The 14,380-nt window shown below is 40.6% G+C and carries 12 protein-coding genes; 8 read left to right on the top strand and 4 right to left on the bottom strand.

Annotated features, from left to right (window positions below; translation table 11 throughout):
- Nucleotides 1-16 precede the first annotated feature (16 nt).
- The gene (gene mraY / locus KX723_RS02700) at nucleotides 17-1,099 is read right to left on the bottom strand and encodes a phospho-N-acetylmuramoyl-pentapeptide-transferase (protein WP_218814554.1); all 1,083 of its coding nucleotides are present in this window, start codon (nucleotides 1,097-1,099) and stop codon (nucleotides 17-19) included.
- A gap of 43 nt (nucleotides 1,100-1,142) precedes the next feature.
- Nucleotides 1,143-2,477, bottom strand: coding sequence for a UDP-N-acetylmuramoyl-tripeptide--D-alanyl-D-alanine ligase (locus KX723_RS02695; protein ID WP_218814553.1), 1,335 nt, complete (start codon nucleotides 2,475-2,477; stop codon nucleotides 1,143-1,145).
- Between the two features lie 85 nt (nucleotides 2,478-2,562).
- On the opposite strand from KX723_RS02695, the gene KX723_RS02690 reads away from it, so the two are divergent.
- Nucleotides 2,563-3,672, top strand: a complete 1,110-nt coding sequence (locus tag KX723_RS02690) for a glycosyltransferase family 4 protein (protein ID WP_218814552.1) — start codon at nucleotides 2,563-2,565, stop codon at nucleotides 3,670-3,672.
- Nucleotides 3,673-3,748: 76 nt separating this feature from the next.
- A complete protein-coding gene (locus tag KX723_RS02685) occupies nucleotides 3,749-6,364 on the top strand; it encodes an ankyrin repeat domain-containing protein (protein WP_218814551.1) in 2,616 nt (871 codons plus the stop codon).
- A gap of 5 nt (nucleotides 6,365-6,369) precedes the next feature.
- Here the strand turns inward: KX723_RS02685 and KX723_RS02680 are convergent, their stop codons facing one another.
- Entirely contained in the window at nucleotides 6,370-7,848 is a 1,479-nt protein-coding gene (locus tag KX723_RS02680) for a UDP-N-acetylmuramoyl-L-alanyl-D-glutamate--2,6-diaminopimelate ligase (protein ID WP_218814550.1), read from the bottom strand.
- A gap of 103 nt (nucleotides 7,849-7,951) precedes the next feature.
- Here KX723_RS02680 and KX723_RS02675 point away from each other — a divergent pair, with 103 nt between their 5' ends.
- From KX723_RS02675 to KX723_RS02650, 6 genes are all read left to right on the top strand, one after another.
- Entirely contained in the window at nucleotides 7,952-8,200 is a 249-nt protein-coding gene (locus tag KX723_RS02675) for a FeoA family protein (protein ID WP_218814549.1), read from the top strand.
- Nucleotides 8,201-8,211: 11 nt separating this feature from the next.
- Nucleotides 8,212-10,524, top strand: coding sequence for a Fe(2+) transporter permease subunit FeoB (gene feoB / locus KX723_RS02670; RefSeq protein ID WP_218814548.1), 2,313 nt, complete (start codon nucleotides 8,212-8,214; stop codon nucleotides 10,522-10,524).
- A complete protein-coding gene (locus tag KX723_RS02665; RefSeq protein ID WP_218814547.1) occupies nucleotides 10,517-10,756 on the top strand; it encodes a FeoC-like transcriptional regulator in 240 nt (79 codons plus the stop codon). Before feoB ends, KX723_RS02665 begins: the two co-directional genes overlap by 8 nt.
- Nucleotides 10,757-10,905: 149 nt before the next feature.
- Nucleotides 10,906-11,166 carry a diacylglycerol kinase gene (locus tag KX723_RS02660; RefSeq protein ID WP_246562504.1) on the top strand — a complete coding sequence of 87 codons (261 nt, stop codon included), beginning with the start codon at nucleotides 10,906-10,908 and terminating at the stop codon, nucleotides 11,164-11,166.
- On the top strand, nucleotides 11,157-12,716 hold the full coding sequence (locus KX723_RS02655) for a phosphoethanolamine transferase (RefSeq protein ID WP_218814546.1): 1,560 nt from the start codon (nucleotides 11,157-11,159) through the stop codon (nucleotides 12,714-12,716). The genes KX723_RS02660 and KX723_RS02655 overlap by 10 nt, the downstream gene beginning before the upstream one ends.
- Nucleotides 12,717-12,911: 195 nt before the next feature.
- Nucleotides 12,912-13,361 (top strand): hypothetical protein, encoded by a 450-nt coding sequence (locus KX723_RS02650; protein ID WP_218814545.1) that lies wholly within the window; start codon nucleotides 12,912-12,914, stop codon nucleotides 13,359-13,361.
- A 13-nt stretch (nucleotides 13,362-13,374) separates the two neighbouring features.
- Here the strand turns inward: KX723_RS02650 and dusA are convergent, their stop codons facing one another.
- Nucleotides 13,375-14,376, bottom strand: coding sequence for a tRNA dihydrouridine(20/20a) synthase DusA (dusA, locus tag KX723_RS02645; RefSeq protein ID WP_218814544.1), 1,002 nt, complete (start codon nucleotides 14,374-14,376; stop codon nucleotides 13,375-13,377).
- Nucleotides 14,377-14,380: the final 4 nt, after the last annotated feature.

The raw sequence follows: 14,380 nt of genomic DNA, 5'->3' as shown, positions 1-14,380 counted from the left end.
AAGATAAGAAAAAAATCTAGCGTAATTTTAACGTCGCTAGACCCAATAAAACTAATACTACCGTGATAATCCAAAATCGTACGATCACACGTGGCTCTGGCCAACCTTTTAATTCAAAATGATGGTGAATAGGCGCCATGCGAAAAATACGTTTCCCGGTTAGTTTAAATGAAACCACTTGCAGAATCACTGAAATCGTTTCCAAAACAAAAACACCACCCATAATCAGCAACACTAATTCCTGTCTGACTACGACCGCAATACAACCTAAAGCAGCACCCAGGCCTAAAGCACCGACATCACCCATAAATATTTGGGCCGGATAGGTATTAAACCATAAAAATCCTAAGCCCGCGCCCACAATAGCACCACAGATGACAACTATTTCACCCGCACCCGGCACAAAAGGAATCGCTAAATATTTTGCGTAAGCAATATTCCCGGTCAAATAAGCAAAAATACCTAAGGCACCACCGACTAATACGGTCGGTAAAATCGCCAGCCCATCCAGACCGTCCGTTAAATTAACTGCATTACTGCTGCCTACAATCACTAAATAAACCCAGGGAATATAAAAAATACCTAAGGGAATCAGCAAGTTTTTAAAAAAAGGAATCACTAGTTGTGTTTCAATCGGCAATTGCGCACTTCGATACAGTGCAATCGCAATACCTAAACCCACCACCGATTGCCAAAAATACTTCCAACGCGGTACTAAACCTTTGCTATTCTTTAAAACCAACTTGAGATAATCATCCGCAAAGCCAATTAAACCAAACCCTACAATAGCAATTAAAACCACCCAAATACTGTGATTGCTCAGATTAGCCCACAACAAGGTGGTCAATACAATGGCAATTAAAATTAATGCGCCGCCCATGGTCGGCGTACCGGCTTTGGTTAAATGGATTTTTGGACCATCATGGCGTACGTGCTGGCCTATCTGATGATAGCTTAAAGAACGTATCAGCTTTGGGCCTAATAAAAGTGAAATCAAAAAAGCCGTTAAACTTGCTAAAATAGCGCGCAAGGTTAAATATTGAAAAACATGAAAAGCACGATAGTAATTCGACAAAAAGTCAGTTAACCACAACAACATAGGTTCTATTCTCTACAATAAGCTCTAGTTTGTCTCTACTCAATCAATGAATTAATGCCGCTACTACTTTTTCCATCTGTGCACTGCGCGAGCCTTTAATTAATACAGTCACATCTTTCTCTAATAAAGGTCTCAACGCTTGGATTAAATCTTCCTGATTCGCATAATGCTTCCCTGAAGAGCCAAATGCTTGAGCCGTTGAAGCGGTTAATTCACCGCAAGTATACACAGTTTCAATCCCCCATTCTTTTGCTAACTCACCTATTTGACGATGGTAATATTCGGTATTATCACCCAGCTCCCCCATATCACCCATCACAAAAATACGACGCCCTGGATAGTGCGCTAAAAGTTGTAGCGCAACGGTGACAGAACGTGGGTTAGCATTATAAGTATCATCAATAATAGAAGCGCCCATTTTATTTTTTATGATCGCCAATCGACCCGGTACATCCTGCATTTTTTCTAAACCGCTTTTAATATGCGCTAAGGATATCCCTACTTGGCTTGCGATGGCTGAAGCCGCTAAGGCATTAAATAAATGATGTTGTCCTGGTAATACCAGATGAATCGGGATTTCCCCTTTGGGACTCACCAGAATAAACTGCACTCTACCTTCTGCGTCTAAACGAATCTCTTTCGCTGAAAAATCAGCTTTCTGCTTTAAACCAAAGCGAACGACTGGATGCTTGGCTAAGCGCGCTTTCCAAGATTTTTCAAAATGATCATCGGCATTAATAATGGCGATGCCTTGTGCGGATAAACCTAAAAAAATTTCAGATTTCGCCTGCGCTACTTTTTCAATGGATCCAAATCCTTCTAAATGCGCGGGTGCAATATTGATTATCAATGCAATATCAGGCTTGGTTAGCTGACTTAAATACGCAATTTCTCCCGGATGATTAGCGCCCATTTCAATCACGGCAAATCGATGTTGTGCATTTAAATCCAGCAAGGTTAAAGGCACACCAATGTCATTATTGAAACTTTTTGTGCTCGCTAACACAGGACCACTTTCACTTAAAATAGCGCGTAACATTTCTTTGGTCGTGGTTTTTCCACAACTGCCTGTTAAGGCAATGATTGGAATAGAAAACTGCTCGCGATGTGCCGCGGCTAATTGGCCTAAGGCTTTGCGTGTATCGGCGACTAAAATCTGCGGAAGCTCAGAAGAAACAGCCCTGTCTACCAGCGCGGCGACCGCACCGTGGTTTTTAGCCTGCTCAATAAACGTATGGCCATCAAACTTCTCCCCGGTGACCGCTACAAAAAGTGCACCCGCTTTAATTGCCCGCGAATCAAGGCTCACGGCGCTAAAATCCCCATCCGCGCCTATTAATTGCCCTTGAAGAATCGATGCTAGCGTTGATAATTTCACAAAATTTTGTACCAAAAATAGACTAATGTTTTAAATATATACTATTATCCGGTATATAGACCGGAAATTGAACTAAAATACTAATATGCGTCTTTTATTTTGTAATTTTCATGAAGCCAATGGTGGTGGCCAGGATACCTATCTTCTCAGTTTAATTAAAACCTTACAGCCCCATCATACTGTTGCTTTGGCATGTCCACCATCTTCCCGACTCTATTTAACACTACAAGAAACGGTTCCCTGCTGCGGTATCAACTATAAAGCCCTTTTCCGAGAATGGAGGTCATTATTTAAACAGTTGTATGCCTTTAAGCAATGGGTTGAAAAACAAGCCTTTGATATTATTCATGTTAATGGTTCGGCTGATCATCGCGCTGTGCTGCTTATTTATCCCTTCTTAAAACACCGACCTAAATTAGTATTAACGAAGCACAATGCTTTACGCATTAAGTGGGGTGCTTGGCTGAGAATGCGTTATTTCACGGATGCCGTGATTGCCGTTAGTCAATCCACTGAGCAACATCTGCTTCAGGCCGGTATACCACCGACACTTATTCAAACCATTCCTAACGGAATAGACACAAACTTTTACAAACCCATCTCTGCCGAACAAAAAAAGCAATTACGCCAACGCCATGGCTTAAGTATGGATGATTTTATTTTGGTTTCCAGTGCAGGAACAGCCGACTGTAAAAATTGGCCTTCATTAATTGCCGCCATTGCTGCACTACCTGTTGAGTTAAAAAATAGGATTAAGGTTATCATTGCAGGCAAGCTCCCTTCACCACAAGAACAAATACAAGCCGTCGATCAATTTAACTTAAATAAACAAGTTATTTTTACGGGTCTACTTTCCGATACCCGAGAATGGATGACGCTAGGTGATGTGGGTTTTGTGTTATCCAATGCAGAAGAAACCATTTCTTTTGCGTGTAGAGAAATGATGGCAATGGGTCTTCCGGTGATTGTCTCTAATTATGGTGGCCTGCCAGAAAATATCACCGATCAGGTTGATGGCTGGGTTGTACCGGTTAATAACATCCCGGCCTTAACCCAATGTTTAATCATGCTTTTAAAACAAAACGATTTAACACCCATAGCGCAGCATGCCCGAGAAAAAGCGCTAAAAAGCTTTGATAAAGATATTTTTATTCAGACGACATTGCAGCTTTATCAGGGTTTAATAAACAATTAATAAATCCCTCATAATTCATTAATTTCAGCCTGCTACATTAGATCATCCGTATTTTATCTAAAAAAATAAAAATAGCATGGCCATAACATTTCAAGAAACGCTAGAATCGCTGAAAACAATAGAAATTTTATACGCTAAAAACAAGCCTGATCAAGCAGAGGCCCTACTAACCCAGCTATTAGAATCCTATAAAGCAGATGTAAACGCACTAAAATGTTTAAATGAAATTTTTCAGACTATAAAAAAGCCCCTCAATCTACCACCAGGGGAACAGATAGATATAAGTATTGAATATAACACTCCAAATGACGGCAAAAAATACGGCGAGCACTTCGATACTGAACGTTATAAACAAATACTCCCTTATTGCGAGTTAGCCTATTCAACTGAAAAACAAGGTGTTGCTGAAGAGCATGCCTTAAAATTATCGGCATTATTTGATAGTACTTCTGAGGCATTGACGTATCTTACAAAAAGTATAAAAAATAAATTATCGGTGCATGATGCCTGCAAGTTTAACTTGCCTGATGTATCACAATGTGATTTTAAAGCTTGGAAAAAAATCATTAAAAAAAATCTTGACGATACTTCATTCCTTAAGCTATTAGTTGACATTCCCGAGCCCGAGCTGGAAAAATTACTACTAAACAATAAACTGCAACCCGGTCAAAAATTTGATAGAGCCGCATTTATAAATAAAAAGAAGGAAGTTCAGCAGGTAAATATAAAATTTAAAGCTTTCAAAAGACGACATGCTACCTTAAACAATGAAGAAGAAAAAGAATATCGCAGCTCAATTATAAGATTATCAACATTAAGAAAAGAATTATTTAAACTGAGCGCAGGAATAAAATTATCTGAAGTCGATTTACCCCTATTAGTCGCTTGTCATGAGGTTTGGATGGATACTCAAGAACTGGGAATTGTTCGTGAAATGATGTTAAACAATGGATTAACCACAAAGGATTATGAAAAGTTTGCAACACTAGACCGCGAGCATGGCGGGAAAAACATTCCAGAAATCACCTTAGATGGCACTGTAGATAATTATCCTGGCGTTTATTTAAAAAAACTCTGTGTCCAAGATATACAACAGGCCGCCATAGCAACCTATCTAGGTAAATTAACCGACTGCTGTCAATCACTTTCTGGCGAAACAGGAGAACGCTGTGTTATCCACGGTTTGACGAGTCCTAATAGTGGATTTTACGTGCTTTATCAGGGAGACGCTAAAAATCCGCAAATAACCGATCCCGTGCTAGCGCAATGCTGGGTTTGGCGTAGCCAGTCCGGTGCATTGGTGTTTGACTCGTTAGAATATTCTCAAACGTCTAACAAAGTTAATCCCTCCATGGTCAAAACTTTATACCAACAACTTGCCAAACAGTTAGTACAAACCGGTTATACGCACAAAGTTGCACTGGGAATACGTTCAGGCACCGGCATTACTTTGAGGAGACAAGCTGCCAGCCTTTCAGAAATAGAACAATTTATAGATGGTAAGGGTTATGGCGATTCTTCAGTACAAATTGCATTATATGATCGCAACAAACCATTTTATACCTATACCGAAGATGATAGATCACGCGCAGAAGTTGATCGTCGTCTAACAGAAATAATGCACGCGACATCTCCGCTCGTTAAATCTAATTTTCTAGAGGCCTTACTCAATTGGGTGTTATTAACTCGGAACCGACCCGTGCTGAACACAATCAATCAAATCGCGATGCTAAATAATCGTTCAGATGAACTGAAGGCTATTTTAAACGTTTTTAAAGCCTATTTAAACTCCGAGCTAACATTAACGCCAAAAAATTGTTTACTACTCATTGAAAAAAATAGCTTTTTTTTATCAATGATGGATAAACAAGGCAATACCCCTTTACACTATGCTTGTAAAAATGGTAACGAAGCCTTTGTGAAATTATTATTAGAAAAAGGAACCGTTATTGATATCGCCAATGGAGAAGGCAATACCCCTTTACACTACGCTTGCGAGAATGGCAACGGAACTATCGTAAATTTATTGTTAAAAAAAGGGGTCGGCTCTTCTATTAACTCCGAAAATGACGAGGGTACTACCCCTCTACACTACGCTTGCAAGAATGGTAACGGAATTATCGTAAATTTATTGTTAAAAAACGAAGCTACCTCTTCTATTAACAACAAGGATGAAAAGGGCAATACCCCTTTACACTACGCTTGCAAGAATGGCAACGAAACTATCATAAATTTATTGTTAAAAAACGGCGCTGTCCTTTCTATTAACCATAAGAATGAAAAGGGCAATACCCCTTTACACATTGCCTGCGAGAAGGGTAATAAAGGGATTGCAGCAATCTTGCTAGGAAAAAAAGCCTCTCTTGATATAGAAAATGCAGATAGTGACACCCCTTTACACATTGCCTGTGAGAATGGTCATGAAGCGATTGTAGCATTATTGCTAATCATGAGAAGAGGCGCTCCCATTGATATAGCTAATGATTTTGGCGATACCCCTTTAGATAAAGCGCGTGAGAACGGCAACGCAGCCATTATAAAAATGCTATCAGCACATACGGCTAATGTTGAGATGAAAAATGGAAAAAATAATACCTCACTGCTCACTTCTAACCCCAGTTTTTTTAATCGCCCACAACCGATAGAACAAAAACGGCCACAAGAAAACGATAGGCCACTTCCAAGATTATAAAACGATTAAGCTTTATCAGGATTTAATAAACATTCCACTTCCGCCGCGTCACTAAACGGGTATTTTATTCCGCCTACCAATTGATAGTCCTCGTGCCCTTTACCCGCTATGAGTACAACATCTTCCACCTTAGCGTTTTGAATAGCGTAGCTAATTGCAAGCCGTCTATCGGGCTCTACATAAACCGGCTTCGCGCCGCTTAGACCTTGTTGTATCTCTTGAATAATCTGATTCGGATCTTCAAAACGCGGATTATCATTGGTAATGACAATACTATCGGCGTGTTGCTCCGCTACTGTTGCCATCAAGGGGCGTTTTCCTTTATCTCTATCTCCCCCACAACCAAACACACAATATAAAGATCCTCGACAATGTGTTCGCAACGCCTTGAGCGTTTGTTGTAGCGCATCTGGTGTATGTGCGTAATCAACCACTACCAACGGCTGATGCATGCGATGAAAAGCCTGCATGCGCCCTTTTACACCTTTCACGCCTGAAATAACCTTTGCAATCTCTGATAAAGAAAAATCAAGTAATTTCAATGTCGTTAAAACCAATAATAAGTTACTGAGATTAAAAGTTCCTATTAAAAAGGGATTTTCAATACTGATATCGCCCCACGGCGTGGCGATAGCAGCCTTCAAACCCTGTAACTTAAACTCATAGTGTTTCACCCATACCTGCGGAATAGATGACAACGCCGCCGAAGGTTTTGTAATAGAGTAAGCGATCATGGGTAGCTTTCCCGCTAGCTCGCTAAGCCATGCTTTTCCATATGGATCATCCGCATTGAGTACCGCGTGCTCTACACCAGGCAAATCAAAAAGCGATCGTTTGGCTTGTGCATACGCTAAAAGACTACCGTGATAATCCAAATGATCGCGCGTGAGATTAGTAAAAGCGGCAATAGAAAATTCCATGCCATTCAAACGTTGTTGTGCTAAGCGATGCGAAGATACTTCCATCAATACGGCTTCTGCTTTCCCTTTTAATAATTCCGCTAATAATCGTTGTAATTCAATCGCATCTGGTGTCGTTAATTGAGTGGATTCTAGATGGCCATAAAAACCATTACCTAATGTGCCAATAACACCACAGCGTCTATCCAGTTGTTGCAAACACTGCGCTAAAAAGTGTGTACAGGATGTTTTACCATTGGTGCCTGTAATCCCCACCACGGGCAAGCGTTGACTCGGATAATCAAAAAATCGAGCCGCAATAAGACCCAAATAACGTGTTAAATTAGCAATAGGGATCAGCGGAACCGAGGAAGACAGCATAGATCGTGCATCTGACTCCAACAAAATAGCCGCCGCCCCCTTTTCAATCGCTTCATTGAGGAAATTTCTACCATCCGATTCAACCCCCGGGTAAGCAAAAAACAAATCCCCGGGCTTAAGCTGGCGACTATCTTGGCAAAGTCCGGTTATTTGCGGATTCGGCCCTGGGCTACAAATACCGTCTAATAGTTGATTTAAATGCATAAAACTAAGGATATCATCAGCAACATGCCAAGCAAAGGAATCGCTTGCGTCTGGGCTGAAAAATCACTATTATAAATAGTAATCATTCTCATTTAGAGATTTTATGCTTAAGGCAGCGGTTCCTCTCACCCAACTACGATCAGGGCAATCGGCTATTGTACAGGGATTTAGCCCAGATATAGCCTCACATTGCCGCAAACTTTTGCAAAATCTTGGCATTAATCGACAAACCATTATCACCCTGATACGACGCGCACCGTTTGGCGATCCCTTACAGCTGCAAATACTCGGTAGTCAATTCAGCTTGCGAGCAAGCGAGGCCTGCCACATTTATGTGGAATGTCCCAATTAAATAACTCAGTCATGACAAAAAAAAATAAAATCATTGCCATCGCCGGCAACCCCAATTGCGGGAAAACCGTTATATTCAATGCACTCACCGGCAGTCGGCAAAAAATAGGTAACTGGTCAGGCGTCACCGTTGAGAAAAAGAGTGGCTCTCTCACGCTGGGTGATCAGTGCTATGAAATTATTGATTTACCGGGCACCTATTCACTCAGTGTCGTTTCAGACAATAGTGGCGTCGATGAATGCATTGCCTGTAATTATCTACTCTCCAATCCGCCCGATATGATCATCAATGTCGTTGATGCCAGTAATTTAGAACGTCAGCTCTATCTCAGTACACAACTCTTAGAAATGCGACTGCCTGTCATTATTGCACTCAATATGATGGATATTGCTAAACGCCGTGGCATACACATTGATGTCGCACAACTCAGCCAATCATTAGGCTGTCCTGTTATTCCTTTAACGGCCATTCGTGGCAAAGGCTTAGCTGAATTACGTCACGCCTTCACAAACGTCTCAGTTTCAGCCGCTGCTATTACTTATCCACTGGAACCTGCACTACAAACAGCCTGGGAAACACTGAGTAAAAAAATAAACGGTGCCGTCAAATCGCAGAACAACCGTCTTTGTACCCGTTGGTTAGCACTGCGTCTATTAGAAGATGACAACCTGGCAAAAAGCTATGCCCGCGCAGAAGAACGCAGTGATGCAAAATCGCTACGCGACGAATTACGTAGCCAGCTAGGCGAAGAACCAGACCTACTCATCGCCGACGCACGTTATCGCTGGATACAATCCGCACTCAAACAAAGTATAAAAAAACAAACGTACAACAAAACGTTTACGTCTTCCATCGATCGCTTCATCCTGAATCGCTGGTTAGGTATTCCTATTTTTCTATTGGTGATGTACTCCCTGTTTTTATTTGCCATTAACGTCGGTGGCGCATTTCAAGATTTTTTCGATATAGGCAGTACCGCGATTTTTATTCATGGCACTATCACGCTGTTAAATTCTCTACACCTACCCGCCTGGCTGATTGCATTGATCGCGAATGGTTTTGGTAAAGGTATTAATACCACTATCAGCTTTATTCCTGTTATTGGTGCCATGTTTTTATTCCTATCGTTATTGGAAGACTCCGGCTATATGGCACGAGCCGCTTTTGTTATCGATAGACTGATGGCTGCGGTAGGCTTACCAGGAAAAGCCTTTGTTCCCCTTATTGTCGGTTTTGGCTGTAATGTACCGACTGTGATGGCCACACGTACCTTAGCCTCACCACGCGATCGTATTTTAACGGTGATGATGGCGCCTTTTATGTCCTGTGGTGCACGCCTGACAGTCTATGTTTTATTTGTCAGCGCATTTTTCCCACACGGCGGTGCGCTCATTATTTTCGCCCTCTACATTATTGGGATTATTACCGCCATTTTAACGGCCTTTTTACTGGGTTCTACCACTTTAAAAGCTGAAAACACGCCGATGATTTTAGAATTGCCTACGTACCATTGGCCACATTGGCGCACTATCTTTATGAGTACCTGGCAACGACTGAAATTATTTTTAATTAAGGCGGGACGCTTCATTATTCCTATTTGCATGCTCATCGGTTTTTTAAATGCCGTCAGCATTCATGGAAAACTTATTTCAGGCGAAGCAAACCAAAATTCATTATTGTCTTCTATTGGAAAAACCATAACACCCGTCTTTTATCCCATTGGTATTCAACAAGATAATTGGCCGGCAACGGTTGGTTTAGCCGGCGGCTTGCTGGCTAAAGAAGTCGTTGTGGGTACACTGAATACGTTATATTCACAAGTAGGACAACTCACTGAAGAAGACGACGCTGCTAATATCTTAACGGAATTAAAAACAGCCGCACTCTCCGTGCCTAAAAATCTTGCTGAACTCAAAGATAGCTTATGGAATCCCATGGCAGCAAAAATGGCCGCGCCCGATACCACACCCGGTGTTTACGGTGTGATGTCCCACTATTTTGACTGTAAAATTGGCGCGTTTGCCTATTTATTATTTATCTTATTGTACTTCCCTTGCATTTCAACCATGGCTGTCATGCAGCGAGAAATAGGCCGGAGCTGGGCTTATTTTTCAATGGCATGGAGCACCGGTATTGCTTACGCTGTAGCAACCGTGTTTTATCAAACAGCCACGTTTATGCAACATCCTTTGCAATCATTACTCTGTTTTTTAATCATTGGTCTTACTTTAATCGCAACAATCTGGGCTTTACGCTATAAAACCAGTGGCTTAACGACACTAAGCACACCTAGCGATTGTTCTGGAGGAGGCTGCCATGGCTAGTTTAATCGACTTAAAAAAATTTATTGCCGAAAAAAAAGTAGTTAATCTCTCATTGCTATTACAAACCTTTCAAACCAATAAGGAAGAAATAGTCGCTATTTTGGATTTATTAATACGCAAAGGCTGCGTAAAAAAATGCCTTAAAACACCCGCTTGTGCGACCCGCTGTTTTAAATGTCAGCCCGAATCGTTTGCGTTATATCAGTGGATTGAGCCCGTCACCAGCCCTTAATAACTCAATCTAGATACATGATGCGTCGAATGATATAATTTATGGTCATAACAAAAATTATAATAAAAATGTTTTCCCGCCTGATTAAAGCCACCCGATGCTCTCTACAAGGACTAACCACTATCTGGCGACATGAGCCTGCATTTCGCTTGGAATGCCTGCTTTTAGCCGTGGTGATCATTGTCACCTTATATATCGATGTGAGTAAGGTAGAACGCCTGACGCTGATTGCTTCCATAGGGCTTGTTTTAATAGCCGAAGTCATCAATAGCGCGATAGAAAAAATAGTCGATCGCATTGGCACTGAGCAGCATGTGCTATCAGGCCAAGCCAAAGATATAGGCTCTGCAGCTGTATTTCTGACGCTACTACTGGCTATCTTTACTTGGATTTCTATACTGTGGAAATAATAAGATCGCTCTATTCTAGCGTTGTTGAGCTACCCAATAAGCGACACTATGCGATATTACTTCTATTTTCTATCATCATGGATGCCTCTTTTGGGTATCCGCTAGGTATCGTTCATTCATTTGCACTATTTTTTCTTTTACTGTTAATTCTAAAATATAATCGACAACTCTATCTAATTATCACGCTTTTTTTTGCCTTACTTGCCGCCTTTTATTTTCCTATTGGGCAGATTTTTGGCGATCCGAATTATACTGTCATTACAGCTGCATTTTATACTAATAAGGGTGAAGCAGCAGGTTTATTGAGCAGTATCCCTATCATTTATTATATAGGTAGCGTTTTAATTCTTATTTTATGGTTTTCTATCGCTAGACTACCTAAAAATATAGCGATAACAGGTAATAAATGTATCGTAGCCTTCGTGTTGATAAGCACCTTATTTATGCCACTAAAAAGAGCCTTATTAGAAGGTAAATTTGATTTCTCTGGGATAGGCATTACACCCGTAAAATTTTTATTAGACGCATACAAAAATAGCTACTTTGTTAGTGAGCAATACAAAGAATTCAAAGAAATACTAAGCAAAAAAGATAGCTGGAAAAATGTCTCTGCGCATCCAAAATACCAAACTTATATTCTAGTGATTGGTGAAAGCGTACGGAAAGATTTAATGCACAATTATGGATTTTCCATTAACAACACACCCTTTGCTAGCCGATCCAACGGGCTTTTTTTCAACAATTATTTATCTGCCGGGCCTGCTACCGTTATTTCTTTAACACATACCTTAGCCGAACATCACAATAATGCATTACAACTGCAAAATAATATCATCAACCTAGCCAAAAAAAGTGGCTTTTATACCTGGTGGATTTCCAATCAAGGTTATCTTGGCGAATTTGATACACCAATTAGTGGCATTGGCAAAAACGCTAACGAATCACTATTTTTACAATCAAAGGATTTAGCGCGCTTTAAAAATGCGAGTGATAACGCATTACTTCCTTTTATCCAATCTGCACTCAATAGCGCAACCATACACAAACCAAAGTTAATCGTCATTCACCTTATTGGCTCTCATCCTCCTGCTTGCCAAAGAACAAAAAACCAGTTTAATGTTTATTTCCATTCCAAAGAGTTATCCTGTTATATCCAAAGCATTCACAATACCGATACCTTATTAAAAAACATTGTCTCACTATCAAAATCGAGCGGAAATAGCTGGTCGATGATGTATTTTGCTGATCATGGACTTGCGTTAAGAAAAGGTTTTTTAGAACATAGTGATAAATACCAGCAAAATTATCGTGTTCCGATGTTTATTATTTCCTCCGATGACACACATAAAAAAACAATAACTGCCTATCGTTCTGCACTTAACTTTCCTTTCCTCTTCTCACAATGGATAGGTATTCATGCGCAAGGCTTAGAAACCACATGCAACTATCTGTCAAACGAAACATGTAAAAATCAGACTAAAATCATATTGATGGACAATCAAACGCAAAAAGATATTTACACCTTACCTTTAAATCCTATTAAAAAATAAAGAATGAGCATCAATAGGATTTACTGAGCCTACAACAGGTGCATAGCGCCAGCTAAATCACTGACACCCCCTTATCTAGTACGGTTATTTATAGTGTTTTTCAATATCTAGTATGGCTATTTGATACACAAAAAAAACTTATAAGGATATTATTTACTTTCTTAGAATTAAATAACTTTAATGGAGTAAATTCAGATGAAAATAAAAAGTTTAATTACAATGGCTATAATAGCCCCGCTGCTAACGCTTAGCTTAGCCGCAAAAGCAGGTACTTGCCCAATCCCAGAAGAGTTTGAACAAAAAATAAATGCGTTTGGCAATATTGTCTTTACCGATCAAGATGGCGATTTCGCATTAAAAGAAAAACCCATTGCTTTTGCAGGTGCTATATTTATGCACCCTGACGAACCAATTGCTAAATTACGATATGGTAAGTTAAGTGCCTGCAGCTATGTAACAGAAGAAGGAACTGTGAGGGCTGCTTTATTGCAGGGTACTGCAACTAAAGTTGCCGCTTTTGAAGCTAATTCAATAGCTTGGAAAAAACACATCGATGCAAGAGGCAATGAAAGAAATAACCGTTACGATTGTAAATCTGATACCGTTGACGGGTGCCCGTTTCTTTTGTATCACTTAAAAAAATAAATAATTTTATAGCTTAACCGTGTCTATTATTTGCTATCTCGATTAACATTTTTCGCAACACAACCTCAGGCGCTACATTCATTTGTATCGCCTGAGTTAACTGGTAACGCCATTCTCTAGCACCCGCAACGCCATGAAATAAACCGAATAACGGCTGTAATACATGCGAAAGACTTTCACCGCGCATAAAAGCGGCTTGCGCATAAGCTATATAGTCTTGAACGATAGCGATACGATCCTCCACGCTACCCTTCCAATCAACAAGCTCTGGAAAAGCCAGTGCTCTAAATAGATAAGGGGTATGCCACGCCGCACGTCCTATCATCACACCATCCACGTAACGTAAATGCTCGCGTGCTTCGGCTAAATCTTTAATACCACCGTTGATAACAATCGCTAACTGCGGAAAATCCCGCTTAATTTGATAAACCCATTCATAATTTAAAGGTGGCACTTCGCGATTTTCTTTAGGACTTAAGCCTTTCAACCAAGCTTTTCGCGCATGAATAATAAAGGTCTTGCATCCGGCTACACTCACTTTTTGAATCAAATCAGCTAAATAAGCATAACTTTCATAATCATCTACACCGATACGGGTTTTTATCGTGATAGGAAGCGACACAGCCGCTTTCATGGCCGCAATACATGCGGCCAGATGATGAATATCTTTCATCAATACCGCACCAAAACAACCCGATTGCACTCTATCGCTGGGACACCCTACATTCAGGTTAATCTCGGTATAACCATAGCGTTGCGCTATCTTTGCAGCTTCCGATAATTCTGCAGGAACACTACCACCCAGCTGCAGGGCTAAGGGTTGTTCACTCGCATGGAAAGCCAAAAAGCGGTCGTGATCTGAATTATTTAACAGCGCACCGGTCGTGATCATTTCAGTATACAGCGTGACTTCTTGCGAAATAAGCCGCATAAAATAGCGATAATGACGCGTTGTCCAACCTATCATCGGGGCGATCATAAAGGGACTTCTAAGCTGTTTCGGCTGTTTTAGCATATTT

The organism is Rickettsiella endosymbiont of Dermanyssus gallinae, assembly GCF_019285595.1.
Taxonomy (GTDB): Bacteria; Pseudomonadota; Gammaproteobacteria; order Diplorickettsiales; family Diplorickettsiaceae; genus Rickettsiella_B.
Note: the sequence above shows the minus strand (reverse complement) of the source record. Positions and strands in the feature narration are given on the sequence as shown.

What these genes read in the sequence shown, in the direction of transcription:
- mraY (WP_218814554.1), bottom strand. Translation starts at nt 1,099, where the DNA reads ATGTTGTTGTGGTTAACTGACTTTTTGTCGAATTACTATCGTGCTTTT.
- KX723_RS02690 (WP_218814552.1), top strand. Translation starts at nt 2,563, where the DNA reads ATGCGTCTTTTATTTTGTAATTTTCATGAAGCCAATGGTGGTGGCCAG.
- KX723_RS02685 (WP_218814551.1), top strand. Translation starts at nt 3,749, where the DNA reads ATGGCCATAACATTTCAAGAAACGCTAGAATCGCTGAAAACAATAGAA.
- KX723_RS02680 (WP_218814550.1), bottom strand. Translation starts at nt 7,848, where the DNA reads ATGCATTTAAATCAACTATTAGACGGTATTTGTAGCCCAGGGCCGAAT.
- KX723_RS02675 (WP_218814549.1), top strand. Translation starts at nt 7,952, where the DNA reads ATGCTTAAGGCAGCGGTTCCTCTCACCCAACTACGATCAGGGCAATCG.
- feoB (WP_218814548.1), top strand. Translation starts at nt 8,212, where the DNA reads ATGACAAAAAAAAATAAAATCATTGCCATCGCCGGCAACCCCAATTGC.
- KX723_RS02665 (WP_218814547.1), top strand. Translation starts at nt 10,517, where the DNA reads ATGGCTAGTTTAATCGACTTAAAAAAATTTATTGCCGAAAAAAAAGTA.
- KX723_RS02650 (WP_218814545.1), top strand. Translation starts at nt 12,912, where the DNA reads ATGAAAATAAAAAGTTTAATTACAATGGCTATAATAGCCCCGCTGCTA.
- dusA (WP_218814544.1), bottom strand. Translation starts at nt 14,376, where the DNA reads ATGCTAAAACAGCCGAAACAGCTTAGAAGTCCCTTTATGATCGCCCCG.